Source organism: Oribacterium sp. HCP3S3_B9 (assembly GCF_052064255.1).
Lineage (GTDB): Bacteria > Bacillota > Clostridia > Lachnospirales > Lachnospiraceae > Oribacterium.
The window spans coordinates 227,045-241,982 of sequence record NZ_JBQHVY010000001.1 but is presented as its reverse complement, the minus strand read 5'-3'; the positions used below and the strand labels follow the sequence as shown (position 1 = coordinate 241,982).

At 56.1% G+C, this 14,938-nt stretch carries 13 protein-coding genes; all 13 read left to right on the top strand.

The features are described 5' to 3' along the window. The first annotated feature begins 86 nt into the window (after positions 1-86). The 13 genes from secD (at position 87) to ACTNC3_RS00990 (ending at position 14,845) form a co-directional block, all read left to right on the top strand. A complete protein-coding gene (secD, locus tag ACTNC3_RS01050; RefSeq protein ID WP_441226177.1) occupies positions 87-2,282 on the top strand; it encodes a protein translocase subunit SecD in 2,196 nt (731 codons plus the stop codon). 289 nt (positions 2,283-2,571) lie between these two features. Continuing rightward, the gene (tgt, locus tag ACTNC3_RS01045; protein ID WP_441226176.1) at positions 2,572-3,753 is read left to right on the top strand and encodes a tRNA guanosine(34) transglycosylase Tgt; all 1,182 of its coding nucleotides are present in this window, start codon (positions 2,572-2,574) and stop codon (positions 3,751-3,753) included. Positions 3,754-3,889: 136 nt separating this feature from the next. Continuing rightward, positions 3,890-4,780, top strand: a complete 891-nt coding sequence (locus tag ACTNC3_RS01040) for a helix-turn-helix transcriptional regulator (protein ID WP_441226175.1) — start codon at positions 3,890-3,892, stop codon at positions 4,778-4,780. A 3-nt stretch (positions 4,781-4,783) separates the two neighbouring features. Next, positions 4,784-5,056: a type II toxin-antitoxin system HicB family antitoxin gene (locus ACTNC3_RS01035; protein ID WP_410042403.1), complete on the top strand. Its 273-nt coding sequence runs from the start codon at positions 4,784-4,786 to the stop codon at positions 5,054-5,056. A gap of 325 nt (positions 5,057-5,381) precedes the next feature. Beyond that, a complete protein-coding gene (locus tag ACTNC3_RS01030) occupies positions 5,382-6,707 on the top strand; it encodes a dihydroorotase (protein ID WP_441226174.1) in 1,326 nt (441 codons plus the stop codon). Between the two features lie 141 nt (positions 6,708-6,848). After that, positions 6,849-7,574, top strand: coding sequence for a dihydroorotate dehydrogenase electron transfer subunit (locus ACTNC3_RS01025; RefSeq protein WP_410042405.1), 726 nt, complete (start codon positions 6,849-6,851; stop codon positions 7,572-7,574). Next, entirely contained in the window at positions 7,568-8,479 is a 912-nt protein-coding gene (locus ACTNC3_RS01020) for a dihydroorotate dehydrogenase (RefSeq protein WP_441226173.1), read from the top strand. The genes ACTNC3_RS01025 and ACTNC3_RS01020 overlap by 7 nt, the downstream gene beginning before the upstream one ends. A 24-nt stretch (positions 8,480-8,503) precedes the next feature. Next, positions 8,504-9,202 (top strand): orotidine-5'-phosphate decarboxylase, encoded by a 699-nt coding sequence (gene pyrF / locus ACTNC3_RS01015; RefSeq protein ID WP_410042407.1) that lies wholly within the window; start codon positions 8,504-8,506, stop codon positions 9,200-9,202. A gap of 123 nt (positions 9,203-9,325) precedes the next feature. Further along, on the top strand, positions 9,326-9,970 hold the full coding sequence (gene pyrE, locus ACTNC3_RS01010; RefSeq protein ID WP_410042408.1) for an orotate phosphoribosyltransferase: 645 nt from the start codon (positions 9,326-9,328) through the stop codon (positions 9,968-9,970). A gap of 54 nt (positions 9,971-10,024) precedes the next feature. Next, complete coding sequence (gene pyrB, locus ACTNC3_RS01005) at positions 10,025-10,942, top strand: aspartate carbamoyltransferase (protein WP_410042409.1); 918 nt, start codon at positions 10,025-10,027, stop codon at positions 10,940-10,942. Between the two features lie 11 nt (positions 10,943-10,953). Beyond that, positions 10,954-11,385: an aspartate carbamoyltransferase regulatory subunit gene (locus tag ACTNC3_RS01000; protein ID WP_410042410.1), complete on the top strand. Its 432-nt coding sequence runs from the start codon at positions 10,954-10,956 to the stop codon at positions 11,383-11,385. A 371-nt stretch (positions 11,386-11,756) separates the two neighbouring features. Further along, on the top strand, positions 11,757-13,586 hold the full coding sequence (locus ACTNC3_RS00995; protein WP_441226172.1) for an aminopeptidase P family N-terminal domain-containing protein: 1,830 nt from the start codon (positions 11,757-11,759) through the stop codon (positions 13,584-13,586). Then, positions 13,586-14,845, top strand: coding sequence for an alanyl-tRNA editing protein (locus ACTNC3_RS00990; RefSeq protein WP_441226171.1), 1,260 nt, complete (start codon positions 13,586-13,588; stop codon positions 14,843-14,845). Before ACTNC3_RS00995 ends, ACTNC3_RS00990 begins: the two co-directional genes overlap by 1 nt. Positions 14,846-14,938 lie beyond the last annotated feature (93 nt).

Below are 14,938 nucleotides of genomic sequence, written 5' to 3'. Positions count from 1 at the left end.
TAATATCGTTTGCCATTGCCCTCAGGTGAGGTCTCTGTACACGCCCGGGAGCCGGCAAATTTTATATAATAAAGGAAGATTTTCCAATGAACAAGAAGATGAAGGGTGCACTGGGACTTCTGGCAGTGCTGGCGATTACCGTCGGTTTCTGCTTCCTCGGAGTTCATGGTGCGAAGGACATTAAGCTGGGCCTGGATCTGAACGGCGGTGTTTCCATCACCTACCAGACCACCGAAGACAACCCGACCTCTGAGCAGATGTCGGATACCGTCTATAAGCTCCAGCTGAAGGCACAGGGCTACTCGACCGAGGCCCAGGTTTACCAGGAGGGAAGCAATCGTATCAACATCGATATCCCTGGTGCAACCGATGCAAATGAAATTCTCGAGGAGCTCGGTGAGCCGGGTACACTCCAGTTCGCAGATTCGCAGGGCCAGGTGCTCCTGACCGGTGATGATGTAAAGAACGCAAGTGCGGGTATGACGGATCAGAACGGATCCCGTCAGTATATCATCCAGCTTCAGTTTAACGAGGCCGGTGCGAAGAAGTTTGCAGATGCAACTGCTGCCAATGTCGGTAAGCCACTCTACATCATCTATAACGATCAGATCATCTCCGCACCGAACGTACAGGAAGCTATCACGGGTGGACAGGCCTCCATTACCGGTATTACCGACTACGATGAGGCGACCCGTATCGCCTCCACGATCCGTATCGGTGCACTTCCGGTACAGCTCACGGAGCTTCGTTCGAACGTGATCGGTGCAACCCTCGGACAGGAAGCGATTTCGACCTCCCTTCGTGCAGGTCTCGTCGGCCTCGTCCTCGTTATGCTCTTTATGATCGCGGTATACAGACTGCCGGGCTTCGTAGCATCCCTTGCGCTGATCATGTATACCGGCCTCGAGCTCGTGCTTCTGCAGGCCTTTGAGGTCACCCTGACACTCCCGGGTATCGCCGGTATCATCCTTTCTGTCGGTATGGCAGTGGATGCCAATGTCATCATCTTCACACGTATGAAGGAAGAGCTGGGCGCCGGCCGCACGATCGAGCAGGCCGTGAAGGCGGGTTACAGCAAGGCACTTTCTGCCATCATCGATGGTAATGTTACGACCCTCATCGCAGCAGCCGTTCTCTACCTGAGAGGCTCCGGAACCGTCAAGGGCTTCGCAACGACCCTGGCGATCGGTATCGTGATCTCCCTGATCACGGCACTTTTCGTTACGAGAGCACTCCTTGCATGCTTTATCAGCTTCGGCTGCACGAGCCCGGCACTCTATGGTGTACGTAAGGATGTGAAGATCCTTGATTTCATCAAGTTCCGTAAGATCGCCTACACCATCTCCGCGGTGGTTATCATCGCAGGCTTCCTGTTCATGGGCATGAATAAGGCTTCTCTCGGAAACCTGTTCAACTATGACCTCGATTTCCAGGGTGGTTCTTCTACGAACGTCACCTTCAACGAGGACATGTCCCTTGAGGAGATCGATGCGAAGGTTGCACCGATCTTCAAGAACATCACGGGTGGCACCGCTTCCGTACAGGCTTCGAAGGTTGCCGGCACGAACGAGGTCATCATCAAGACCAGAACACTGACGACTGAGGAGCGTACCGAGCTCTATAAGGATCTCGTCGACGAGTTCCAGGTAGATGAAGCGAAGATTACGACCGAGAACATCTCCGGTGCCGTATCGAAGGAGATGAAGGCGGATGCCGTCTGGGCATTCCTGATCGCCATCGTCTGCATGCTGATCTACATCTGGATCCGTTTCAAGGATATCAAGTTTGCATCCGCAGCGGTTATGGCACTGACGCACGATGTTCTGATCACGACCGCGTTCTATGCAGCACTGAAGTGGGCCGTGGGTTCTACGTTTATCGCCTGCATCCTGACCATCGTGGGTTATTCGATCAATGCAACCATCGTTGTATTCGACCGTATCCGTGAGAATCTCGAGGATCCGACGAAGCGTGGTGATCTGGCAAATGTTGTGAATGACGCAATCTCCCAGACCTTCACCCGTTCGATCAATACCTCCCTCACCACCTTCATCATGGTGCTGGTACTCTTCGTGATGGGTGTATCCTCCATCCGCGACTTCACCATGCCGCTGATGGTTGGTATCGTCTCCGGATGCTGGTCTTCCGTAACGATCGCAGGTCCGCTCTGGTATGACCTCAGCATGTACGCTGCGAAGAAGAAGGCAGCGAAGAAGGCCGCCGAGAAGGCAGCGAAGGCTGAAAAGAAGTCACAGAAGATGCAGAAGGGCCGGCAGGTTTAAGCCCCGCGGCTTTCGACAGAGCGCTTGACGTATCTGTAAATCTCCGTTACATTAGAGACCGGTCCATTTGGACCGGTCTTTTTGTAGCTATACATAACTGAAATCCTGGCCAAGGGGTCAGACCCCCTCTCGGAGGGATGCATCCCACTTACGCCTTTCAGAAAGGGGGTCTGACCCCCATATGTTATGGATTCTTCATGAGGGAAGCCCTATCAAAAAATGGAACTATGCGCGCCGGGCTGCTTTCCCGGTCTGCGTTTGAGAGAATCAAGCAATCGAGGTTCAGAGAATGAAGTATGAAATTGTCGCGACCAGCGGACGCGCGAAATCCGCTCACATGGAGACGGTACATGGAAACATCGAAACACCGGTCTTCATGAATGTCGGCACGGTCGCTGCCATCAAGGGCGGCGTGTCGACAGATGATCTTCGGGAGATCGGCACCCAGATCGAGCTTAGCAACACCTACCATCTCCACGTGCGTACCGGCGATCAGCTCATCAAGGAGTTCGGCGGTCTTCATCAGTTTATGAACTGGGATCGTCCGATCCTGACGGATTCCGGCGGATTCCAGGTATTTTCACTCGCCGGTACCGGACGAAAGATCAAGGAGGAGGGGGTCACCTTCCACAGTCACATCGACGGTCGCCGTATCTTTATGGGACCGGAGGAGTCGATGCAGATCCAGTCAAATCTCGGCTCGACCATCGCGATGGCCTTCGACGAGTGCCCGCCGGCCCTCGAGGACCGGAAGTACATCGTGCCATCCGTCGAGCGTACGACCCGCTGGCTGCAGCGCTGTAAGGATGAGATGGCCCGTCTCAACAGTCTGCCGGATACCGTGAATAAGGAGCAGCTCCTGTTCGCCATCAACCAGGGCGGTATCTTCGAGGACATCCGTACGGCGCATGCCGACACGATTTCTGCGATGAACCTCGACGGCTATGCCGTCGGTGGCCTCGCGGTCGGTGAGACCCACGAGCAGATGTACCACATCCTCGATGTCGTGGTGCCGCATCTGCCGAAGGAGAAGCCGACCTACCTCATGGGCGTCGGTACCCCGGCGAACATCATCGAAGCCGTGGACAGAGGCATTGACTTCTTCGACTGTGTATATCCGTCGAGAAACGGACGTCATGGTCATGTCTACACGCATAAGGGGAAAATCAATCTCTTCAACCAGAAGTATGAGCTCGACCATCGTCCGATCGAGGAGGGCTGCAAGTGTCCGGTATGTGCCGGACGGAAGCTTGCGGATGGCAGCTACACCGGCGGCTACAGCCGTGCGTACATCCGTCACCTCCTGAAGGCGAAGGAGATTCTCGGTATGCGTATGTGCGTACTGCATAATCTGTACTTCTACAACCACCTGACCGAGGAAATCCGCGGTGCGATCCGTGGAGGCTACTGGGACAGCTGGAAGGCGGAGGCCCTCGATAAGCTCGAGACCTACGACCGTGGCGAAGAATAATATACTGTTACCAAACTGATTTTTCGAAAAATCACCCCCACACAAAATGGTTTGATTGCGTAAAAAAATTATGCTATCATGACTTCATACTATTTTGGGAGAGTATAGACCGTCGATAATCGGAATCGGAGACAGGATGAACGCGATACTTTATGAGTCAATCAATACGGCAGAGGAGCAGCTGAAGGTCAGTCTGGACTGGCATGATGACCCGGAAATCATCTATTTTAAAAACGGGCACTACAAGCTGACCCTGAACCTCCGGGAGTATGAGATCCAGGATGAGTGCATCTGCATCGTGAACGCTGGCGTGCTGCGCAAGCTCGAGTCCATCGGGACGAAGGGCAATGCCTACTCCCTCCGCTTTCATCTCGCGGATCTCTGCTTCCGTCAGGCGGAGGACCCGGTCAATACCGCCCTGCTCGAGCCGCTCGCCGGCGGACAGCTCTGCTTTTCGGATTTTATCACCGTGTCAGATTTCGGCTTCCTGCAGATCCTGCGCCTGTTTAACGAGATGGTGCGCCGCTTCCGGGACTACGGAACGAAGACCGAGCAGGAGGACAGCAGTGTCCGGACCTACGCACTGCCGGCGGTCGCCGATCAGCTGATGATCATGGCCGACCTTCTGCGCCTCATCGCCATGTTCGATGCGAATGGCCTCGTTCACGAACGCGAGGAGAGCGACTCCGAGAAGCAGGTGCTCGCCATCAAGGAGACCATTCAGTACATCCGTGCGCACTACCAGGAGAAGATTTATGTCCGGAACCTCTCGGAGCTCACCGGACTCAACGAGCAGTACTTCATCCGCTTCTTCGGAAGCGTAACCGGCGAGTCTCCGCTCGATTATATCAATGCTTATCGCGTGGAGCAGGCGGCCCGACTCCTGAAGGACTCCGACACCCATGTCTATGAGATCGCGGAGCAGTGCGGCTTCCATAATATCGGAAACTTCATCAAGATCTTCCGGTCCTTCATGGGACAGACACCACATAAATATCGTAAACAGTTTGGAAGAGAGGACGATTAAACCATGACCTTATACTATCCTGCAATTATTCGTAATAAGACGAGCGAAGGCTATCGTGTCGATTTCCTGGACCTCGACGACTGCTACGGCGTCGGCCCGACCGAAGAGGAAGCCCTCGCCGATGCCCGCTATAACGCCATCAACTGGATCCAGCTCGAACTCGAGGACACCAACGACCTCCCACCACACACCGTACAGGCGGATGTTCACCTGGCACCAGGTGAGAAATTCATCGACATGATGATCATCATGCCGCGCGAAGGCTGGGATGAATAGAAGTTCTGTCAGAACTGTCAGAACGTCGGCAACTGAAGCCATACGAAGAGGTCGTGAAAAATCAAAATTGTCTCCCTTAGAACCAGTTGGTGTAATTTTTCCTTGACCCCCCGCGAAATGCAGCTGTTTTCATCAAGAAAACAGTTGCGATTGAGTGGGGCCTACTGGTTCTTAGGGGGACAATTTTAGAGTTTTCCGAGCTCGTAGTACTGTGCTTCAGTTGCCGACGCTCCGACAGTTTGAATGACCGATTTCGCCCCTTGCAAAGGGGTACTCCCTGTGCTATAGTATCTCGGAACTAAGGACCGCACGGATAGGAGGAACCATGTCTACTCTTCTTAAAAATGCATCGATTTTCACGAAACAGGGCTTTCGAAAGCAGGACGTTCTGATCTCTGATCATAGAGTACTGTTTACAGATTCCATTGATAATTTAACAGCTGATACCATTGATACCGTTTATGATTTAAACGGTTTGTTCATGATTCCGGGCTTCGTTGATGTACATGTACATTTACGTGAGCCCGGTTTTTCGTATAAGGAAACGATCCGCACCGGCACGGATGCTGCGGCGCACGGCGGCTATACCGCGGTCTGCGCGATGCCGAATCTGAAGCCGGCACCATCGAGTCTCGAGAACCTGCAGCCGGAGCTTGAGGCGATCCGGAAGGATGCACTGGTGCATGTGTATCCGTATGGCACCATCACCGAGCAGCAGACCGGCCGCGGTGCTCTCGGAAAGATGGAGGAGATCGCGCCGTATGTGATCGCCTACTCCGATGACGGAAAGGGCATGCAGGACGAAGCCTCTATGCGGGAGGCGATGCAGCGGGCGAAGCGCCTCGACCGTATGATCGTCGCGCACTGCGAGGATGAGCGTGAGCTCGTACCGGGCGGCTGCATCCATGACGGTGAGTATGCACGTCTGCACCACCATATCGGCATCAACTCCGCGTCTGAGTGGAAGCAGGTTGAGCGCGATGTACGTCTCGCGGCAGAGACGGGTGTGCGTTACCATGTCTGCCATATTTCCACGAAGGAATCTGTGGATATCATCCGCGAAGCAAAGAAGGACGGCACCCACGTGACCGGTGAGACTGGCCCGCACTATCTGATGTTTACGGATATGGATCTTCAGGAGTCTGGCAGCTGGAAGATGAATCCGCCGATCCGCAGCGCGGAGGACCGTCATGCGCTCCTCGAGGGCATCAAGGACGGCACTATCGACTGCATCATCACGGACCATGCACCGCACAGTGCGGAGGAGAAGTCGAGAGGACTCGATCAGTCCTCCTTCGGTATCGTCGGACTGGAGACCTGCTTCCCGGCACTGTACCGGAATCTCGTGCTGCGTGACCCGGAGCATCCGGCATCCGGGAAGGGCGCGATCACACTGGAGAAGCTCATCGAGCTCATGTGCGTGAACCCGCGTCAGATCTTCGGTATCGCCGGCCCGCAGTACATCGAGGATGGCGTCGAAGCGGATCTCACGATCCTCGACCTCGATAAGGTATGGACCGTCGACAGTACGAAGTTCTACTCACAAGGACACAGCACCCTCTACGATGGTATGGAGGTGCAGGGTGAGGTCGTGAAGACCTTCGTCGGCGGCCGCGAGGTCTATGACCGCGAAAAGGGCATCGAGCGTTGACTGGCTGACCGAAATGGCATTGATCACAAAAACGCATCGTACGACCGCATACATGGTATCATTTGATTACCAGGCAGAGCCCGCAGGGCGCGGACGAAGCCTTTTTATCAGAATACAGAACAGGAGGAGAATCAGAGACCTATGAAGGACGTTGAATTTAAAGTACTGAGCAACGAAATGATCGCCCAGGACATCTTCCGTATGACGCTGGACGGCGACACCTCGGACATCACGAAGCCGGGGCAGTTCGTCGAAATCAAGATCCCGGGACGCTATCTCCGTCGCCCGATTTCCGTGTGTGACTGGAGCGAGGGGAAACTGACCCTGATCTATAAGGTCGTCGGTGAGGGCACCGAGGATCTGAGCTTCATGGAGCCGGGCGAGTACCTGACCGCACTGACCGGCCTCGGCAACGGCTATGACCTCCGGAATATCCCGAAGAACCCGGTCATCGCCGGCGGCGGTGTCGGTGTACCGCCGATGTACGCACTGGCGAAGGCACTGAAGCAGCAGGGCATCACCCCGTATGTAGCCCTCGGCTTCAACTCGAAGGACGATGTGTTCTATGAGCAGGAGTTCCGTGCGCTCGGGGTGCCGGTCAATGTCGCCACCGTCGATGGCAGTCACGGCGCGAAGGGCTTCGTCACCGACATCTTCGGTGATCACCACGACTACGCCTTCGCCTGCGGCCCGGAGCCGATGCTGAAGGCCGTATACAACAGCGTAAAGGATGGACAGTTCAGCTTCGAGGCACGCATGGGCTGCGGCTTCGGTGCCTGCATGGGCTGCAGCAAGAAGACGAAGCACGGCTTCAAGCGCGTCTGCAAGGATGGCCCTATTTTCACATGGGAGGAGATCGTATGGTAGATATCACGACAGAGCTTTCTGGCATCAAACTGACAAACCCAGTTCTTCCGGCCTCTGGAACCTTCGGCTACGGAAAGGAATACTGGGATCTCTATGATCTCGATATCCTCGGCTCCATCTCCTTCAAGGGAACGACGGTCGAGGAGCGTTACGGCAACGAGCTTCCGCGTATCGCTGAGTGCCCGTCCGGTATGATCAACTCCGTCGGCCTCCAGAATCCAGGCATGCACGAGGTCATCGAGAAGGAGCTTCCGGAGCTTCGGGAGCACTTCCACAAGCCACTCGTAGCGAACATCTCCGGCTTCAGTATCCCGGAGTACGTACAGCTCGCGGAGGCCATGAGTGAGGTGCCGGAGGTCGGTATCCTCGAGGTCAATGTCTCCTGCCCGAACGTACATGGCGGTGGCATGGCCTTCGGTACCAGCGCAGAAAACGTGGCGGCGGTCACCCGTGAGGTGAAGAAGGTCGCGAAGAAGCCGGTGTATATCAAGCTGAGCCCGAACGTCACCGACATCGTATCGATCGCGAAGGCGGCAGAAGAGGCCGGTGCAGACGGTCTCGCCCTCATCAACACCCTGCTCGGCATGCGTATCGACATCCGTCATCGCCAGCCGGTGATCAAGAACAGGATGGGCGGCTTCTCCGGTCCGGCGATCTTCCCGGTTGCGGTCCGTATGGTCTACCAGGTATCGCACGCGGTGAAGCTTCCAGTCATCGGTATGGGCGGTGTCTCCACGGCGAAGGACGTCATCGAGATGATGATGGCCGGTGCCAGTGCGGTCGAGGTCGGCGCTGCGAACCTCGTGAATCCGTATGTCTGCCGTGACATCATCGAGGACCTGCCGGAGGTATGCGCGGAGCTCGGCATCGAGCGCCTCAGCGACATCATCGGCTGCGTGGAATAAATATTTAATATATAGGAGGAATATATGGGTAAGGACGTAATTATTGCACTGGATTTTCCGAGCGCGGAGGAAACCTACCGCTTTCTCGATCAGTTCACCGGCCGCAAGCCGTTCGTAAAGATCGGTATGGAGCTTTTCTATGCCGAGGGACCACAGATCGTGCGTGAGATCAAAAAGCGCGGTCACAAGGTCTTCCTCGATCTGAAGCTCCACGATATCCCGAACACCGTGAAGGGCGGCATGCAGTCCCTGCGTGATCTCGGCGTCGACATGACGAACGTACATGCGAGCGGCGGTATCCGCATGATGAAGGCGGCGGTCGAGGGACTCACCAGAGAGGATGGCACCCGTCCGATCCTGATCGCGGTGACACAGCTCACCTCTACCTCCCAGGAGACCATGACCGAGGAGCTGCTCATCGATCGTCCGATCGCAGACGTCGTCGTACAGTATGCGAAGAACGCGCAGGCAGCCGGACTCGAGGGCGTCGTATGCTCGCCGCTCGAGGCAGGTCGTATCCATGAGGAGGTCGGTGCAGACTTCCAGACCATCACCCCGGGTATCCGTTTCGCAGGCGATGCGGTCGGTGATCAGGCACGTGTGACGACCCCGGCGAAGGCACGTGAGATCGGCTCTGATTACATCGTGGTCGGCCGCTCCATCACGGCAGCCGCCGATCCGGTCGCGGCGTACGAGCGCGCGATGGCGGATTTCGTCGGCTGAGACGCTGTGGCGCTTCGTGATGATGTGAAGCCGGAAGCATTGGACGCAGGAACATAAGAACAGAAGAAACAGATCGGTGTCCGAAGCACGGCCGCTGATCCGCTTAGAATAAGGAGTATGACTATGGCAACGAAGGAAGATATCGCAAGAGGTCTGTTATCGATTAAGGCAGTATTTTTAAAGCCGGACGATCCATTTACCTGGGCGTCGGGCATCAAGTCCCCGATCTACTGTGACAACCGTCTGGTACTGAGCTACCCGGAGGTTCGTTCCCTCGTAGAGCATGCCATCGCCGATAAGGTGAAGGAGCTCTACCCGGAGGCAGAGGCACTCGAGGGCACCAGCACCGCGGGTATCGCACATGCAGCGATCGCAGCGGACATCCTCGGACTCCCGATGGGCTATGTGCGTGGTTCTGCGAAGGATCACGGCCGCAAGAACCAGATCGAGGGAAGACTCGAGAAGGGTGAGAAGGTCGTCGTGATCGAGGATCTGATCTCCACCGGTGGTTCCGTGCTCGACTGCGTGGAGCCACTTCGTGAGGCCGGCGCAGAGGTGCTCGGCATCGTGTCCATCTTCACCTATGGCATGCAGAAGGGCATCGACCGCCTGAGTGCAGCGAACGTGGTGAACACCTCGCTCTGCGACCTCGACACGCTCGTCAAGGTAGCGGTTGAAGAGAACTACATCAAGCCGGAGGATGAGGCGAAGCTGCTCAAGTTCCGTGATAATCCTTCCGACGAATCCTGGATGACCCACAAGGGATAAAACATACATACATGAGACATTGGCACAAGATATAAGGCTGAAGGAGGCTTTCTGATGGCAAGAAGTATTGTAAATATTCTGGATCTTTCAGTAGATGAGATTCATCATCTGCTGGATCTCGCCGATGATATCGACCAGCACCCGGAGAAGTATCAGGATCGATGCGCACATAAGCAGCTCGCGACACTGTTTTTCGAGCCGTCCACGCGTACGAGACTGAGCTTCGAGTCCGCGATGCTCGCACTAGGGGGACAGACCCTGGGCTTCGCCGGTGCATCGAACACGAGTGCGTCGAAGGGTGAGTCGGTGGCCGATACGATCGAGGTGATATCGAACTATGTTGACATCATCGCGATGCGTCATCCGAAGGAGGGCGCGCCGGTCGTGGCAGCGATGCACACCAGTGTTCCTCTGGTCAATGCAGGCGATGGCGGACACTTCCATCCGACCCAGACACTCGCGGATCTTCTTACGATCCGTCGTACGAAGGGCACCGTCGAGGGCCTGACCATCGGTTTCTGCGGCGACCTCAAGTTCGGCCGTACCGTGCACTCCCTCATCGATGCGATGCTCCGCTATCCGAATAACCGCTACATCCTGATCTCCCCGGAGGAGCTTCGTCTTCCGGAGTATGAGATCGATAAGCTGAAGGAGGCGGGTGCTGAGTTCGTCGAGACGAAATCCCTCGAGGAGGCGATGCCGGAGCTCGATATCCTCTACATGACCCGCGTGCAGAAGGAGCGTTTCTTCAACGAGGAGGATTACCTTCGTCTGAAGGATATCTATATCCTGACCCCGGAGAAGCTGAAGACCGCGAAGGCGGATATGGCCATCCTTCATCCGCTCCCTAGAGTCAACGAGATCTCCGTTGCGGTGGACCAGGATCCGCGTGCGAAGTACTTCTACCAGACCCGCTGCGGCAAGCAGATGCGTATGGCACTGATTCTGTATCTTTTAGGACTGGATAAGTAAGGAGGCATGACATGAAGGTAGATGGAATTGAGAATGGTATCGTACTCGACCATATCACAGCTGGAAAGGGGATGCTGGTGTACAAGTACCTGCACCTCGATCGCCTCACGTCACAGGTGGCGCTGATCCAGAACTGCAGCTCCGGAAAGATGGGACGGAAGGACATCGTGAAGATCTCTGAGGATCTCGATATCGACCTCGATGTCCTCGGCTACATCGATCCGGGTATCACCGTAAACTACATCAAGAACGGTGCACGTGTGGAGAAGAAGGCACTGAGCCTGCCGGAGACCCTCACAAACGTGCTGACCTGCAAGAATCCGCGCTGCATCAGCTCGACCGAGCAGGAGCTTCCGCAGGTCTTCAAGATCGTCGACCGGAACCGCGCACTCTATCGCTGCGCGTACTGCGACACCATCGTACGGAACGAAGAGCTGAAGTAAATACATCATCGTACGCCATGGCCCCGGAGGGCCGGCATCAGAAACACAGTACTCCGAGTTCGGAAAAATCACAAATTGGGCCCTAAGAACCAGTAAGCCCTCTGCAATCACTGAGTTTTCTTTATGAAAACTCAGCGTTGCAGAGGGTGCTAAGGAAAAATTACTCTAACTGGTTCTAAGGGCCCAATTTGGATTTATTCACGAACTCTCCGTATGGTTTCTGCTGTCGGTCCTCCGGGGCCCTTGCTGTATCAAACGAAGTGCCTATTCCATCGTCCACCGCTTCCATCTCCATGAGAAAAATGATAGACTAGGGAGAAATATAGAAAAGAATGTAAACCATAATAAAATGATATAAAAGGAGTACTGAAATGAATGTAGCACTGGATGCTCTGCGTCAGCAGATGAAGAAGTATGACATCAATACCTACCTGGTACCGACGGATGATTTTCACTTGAGCGAGTATGTCGGCATGTACTTCCGTGCGATCCGCTTCCTGTCCGGATTCAGCGGTGAGGGAAATCTGGTGGTGACGCAGGACAGCGCCGCGCTTTTTACGGATGGCCGCTATTTTATCCAGGCGGAGCAGGAGATGGCCGGTCGGGATGTCGAGCTGATGCGTATGGGCGAGCCGGGGGTACCGGCGCTCGATGATTACCTCGTTTCCGTGATCCCGGAGGGAGGCTACCTCGGCTTCGATGGCCGCTGTGTCGACTTCCATCACGGCATGACCCTGCGGGATCGTCTCGCGGAGAAGGCGGTCGCCGTGAAGGCAGAGCAGGACCTCGTCGGTCAGGTATGGACGGACCGTCCGGCCCTCGCAAGCTCCCGTGTATGGATCCTCGAGGATCGCTTCGCTGGCAAGAGTGCCGCAGAGAAGCTCGCGGAGCTTCGTGCACTGATGCAGCAGAAGGGTGCCGGCTTCCATATCATCACGAGCCTCGACGACATCGCATGGCTTATGAACCTTCGTGCCGACGATATCCCGTGCAATCCGGTGTTCCTGTCCTATATGATCATCGATCCGAAGAGTGCCTACCTCTTCGTGAATCCGGCTGACCTCGATGAGGAAGTGAAAGCCTACCTCGAGGACCTCCGGGTAAAGGTCGCTCCGTACGATCGCTTCTATGAGGCGGTGCATCAGCTGAAGGATACCACCGTCCTGCTCGAATCTGCGAAGACGAACTACGCGACGATCAGCGAGCTCCCGGATTCGGTGCGTATCCTCGATGAGATGCTGCCGACATCCATGTGGAAATCCCAGAAGAATCCGGTGGAGATCGAGAACACGAAGAAGGCACATGTGAAGGATGGCGTCGCCGTCACGAATTTCATGTACTTCATGAAGCATGCATTCACAGCCGATGCACAGCTTACAGAGGAGGCGAAGAAGCTGCTCGGCAGCGAGGAGATGAACGAGTGGAATACGGCGAAGCTGTCCGAGCGCTACCGTGGAGAGCAGGATGGCTACATTGAACCGAGCTTCACGACGATTTCAGCCTATGGTCCGAATGCGGCGCTGCCACACTATGCTCCGACGGCGGAGAGCTACCGCGTGATCGAGCCGAAGGGACTCTACCTCCTCGATTCCGGCGGACAGTACTTCGAGGGTACCACCGACATCACCCGTACCATCGCGATGGGACCGATCACGGAGATCGAGCGGAAGCACTTCACCCTCGTACTGAAGTCCATGCTTCGCCTCGGCGATGTGATCTTCCTGGAGGGCTCCTCCGGCATCACCCTGGACCTCGCGGCACGGGAGGTGCTCTGGCGTGAGGGCCTCAACTATAACCACGGCACCGGCCACGGCGTCGGCTTCTGCCTGAATGTCCACGAGCGTCCGAATGCATTCCGCTATCGTCAGGCGCAGGGACGCATGGAACATATGCCGCTCCACGAGGGCAATATCACCTCCGACGAGCCGGGTATCTACATCGAGGGCTCCCACGGCATCCGTCTCGAGAATCTGACCCTCGTTGAGAAGGCCTTCCAGAATGAGTTCGGGAACTTCTTCCGTCTCTCCTTCCTCACGATGGTCCCGCTCGACCTCGACGCGATCGATGTCCGTCTGCTCGAGCCGCATGAGCTCGCGCTCCTCAATCAGTATCACCAGCAGGTCTATGCGACACTGGCACCATACTTCAGCGGTGACAAGCTCGCATGGCTTCAGCATGCAACACGTGAGGTACAGCTTTAATGGATAAAAACGCGCTTTATTATCAGGATCACTATGTGAAGGCGTTCGACGCGGAGGTGACGAGCTGCACCGCTGCCGACGGGAAGTATCTCGTCGAGCTCAGTGTCCATGGCTTCTATCCGGAGGGCGGTGGTCAGGACGCGGACCACGGTAGTATCGGCGAGGCAGCCGTGCTGGATGTGCAGGAGGTGCCGGTGACCGACCCGGCGAGCGGTGAGAAGCAGCGGGATGTACGGGGCAATGTCGTCGTCCGTGTACTGCATACCGTGGACCGGGCGCTGACGGTCGGCGAGACATATCACTGCGTGATCGATTGGGCACGCCGCATGCGAAACAGCCGGAACCACTCCGGTGAGCACATCGTGTCCGGCCTCGTGCACCGGCACTATGGCTATCACAACGTCGGCTTCCACATGAGCGAGGTGATGACCATCGATTTCGACGGTCCGCTCAGCTGGGAACAGCTGATGTTGATCGAGCAGGAGGCCAATGCCGTCGTCCTCGAGGATCGTCGTGTGCGCGCGATCTGGCCGACCCCGGAAGAGCTGGAGGTGATCGACTACCGCTCGAAGAAGCCCCTCTCCGGAGATGTCCGCATCGTGGACCTCGGTGGTGCCGATCTCTGCGCCTGCTGCGGAACCCATGTCCTCAGCACCGGCGAGATCGGCCCGATCAAGATCCTCTCCGTACTCGGCCATAAGGGCGGCGTCCGCCTCGAGCTTTTCTGCGGCGACGATGCACTTCAGGACGCCGCACGAAAGCACGAGCAGGTAGTGGAGATTTCCCGCCTGCTGAATGTAGCGCCATCCGATATCGTCGATGCACTGAAGACCTACATGGCAGACAGCTTCCGGAAGGATCGCCGCATCGCTGCGCTGAACACCCGCTACTACGAGCTGAAGGCACAGTCCCTGCAGGAGGAGACCGGCGTACTCATCGACTTCGAGGAAGGTATGAACGCGGTCGAGGTACGGAAGTGCTGTGACTACTTCATGAAGCACACGAAAGCCTCCGTCGTCGGCGTCTTCTGCCGGAAGGACGAAGGCGATACGGACGGAGCAGCGCCTGTAGAGGACATCGCTTCCTACAGCTACGTCATCGGCTCCACGAACGTCGATGTACGCGCACAGGCGAAGGCCTTTAACGCCCTTGTTAACGGCCGTGGCGGCGGACAGAAGGAGATGATCCAGGGCAGCCTCCAGGCGTCGGAAGAGAAAATTCAGGATGCGATGAATCGAATTTTCGGTGATGAGTTCTAAGAGTGCAGCCACCTTCTGATTTTGCCTGGAATTCCTTACTGTTCTATAACGGTTCTCAGGCAGCTGTTTGCGCACGCAGACAGCTGTGTTATA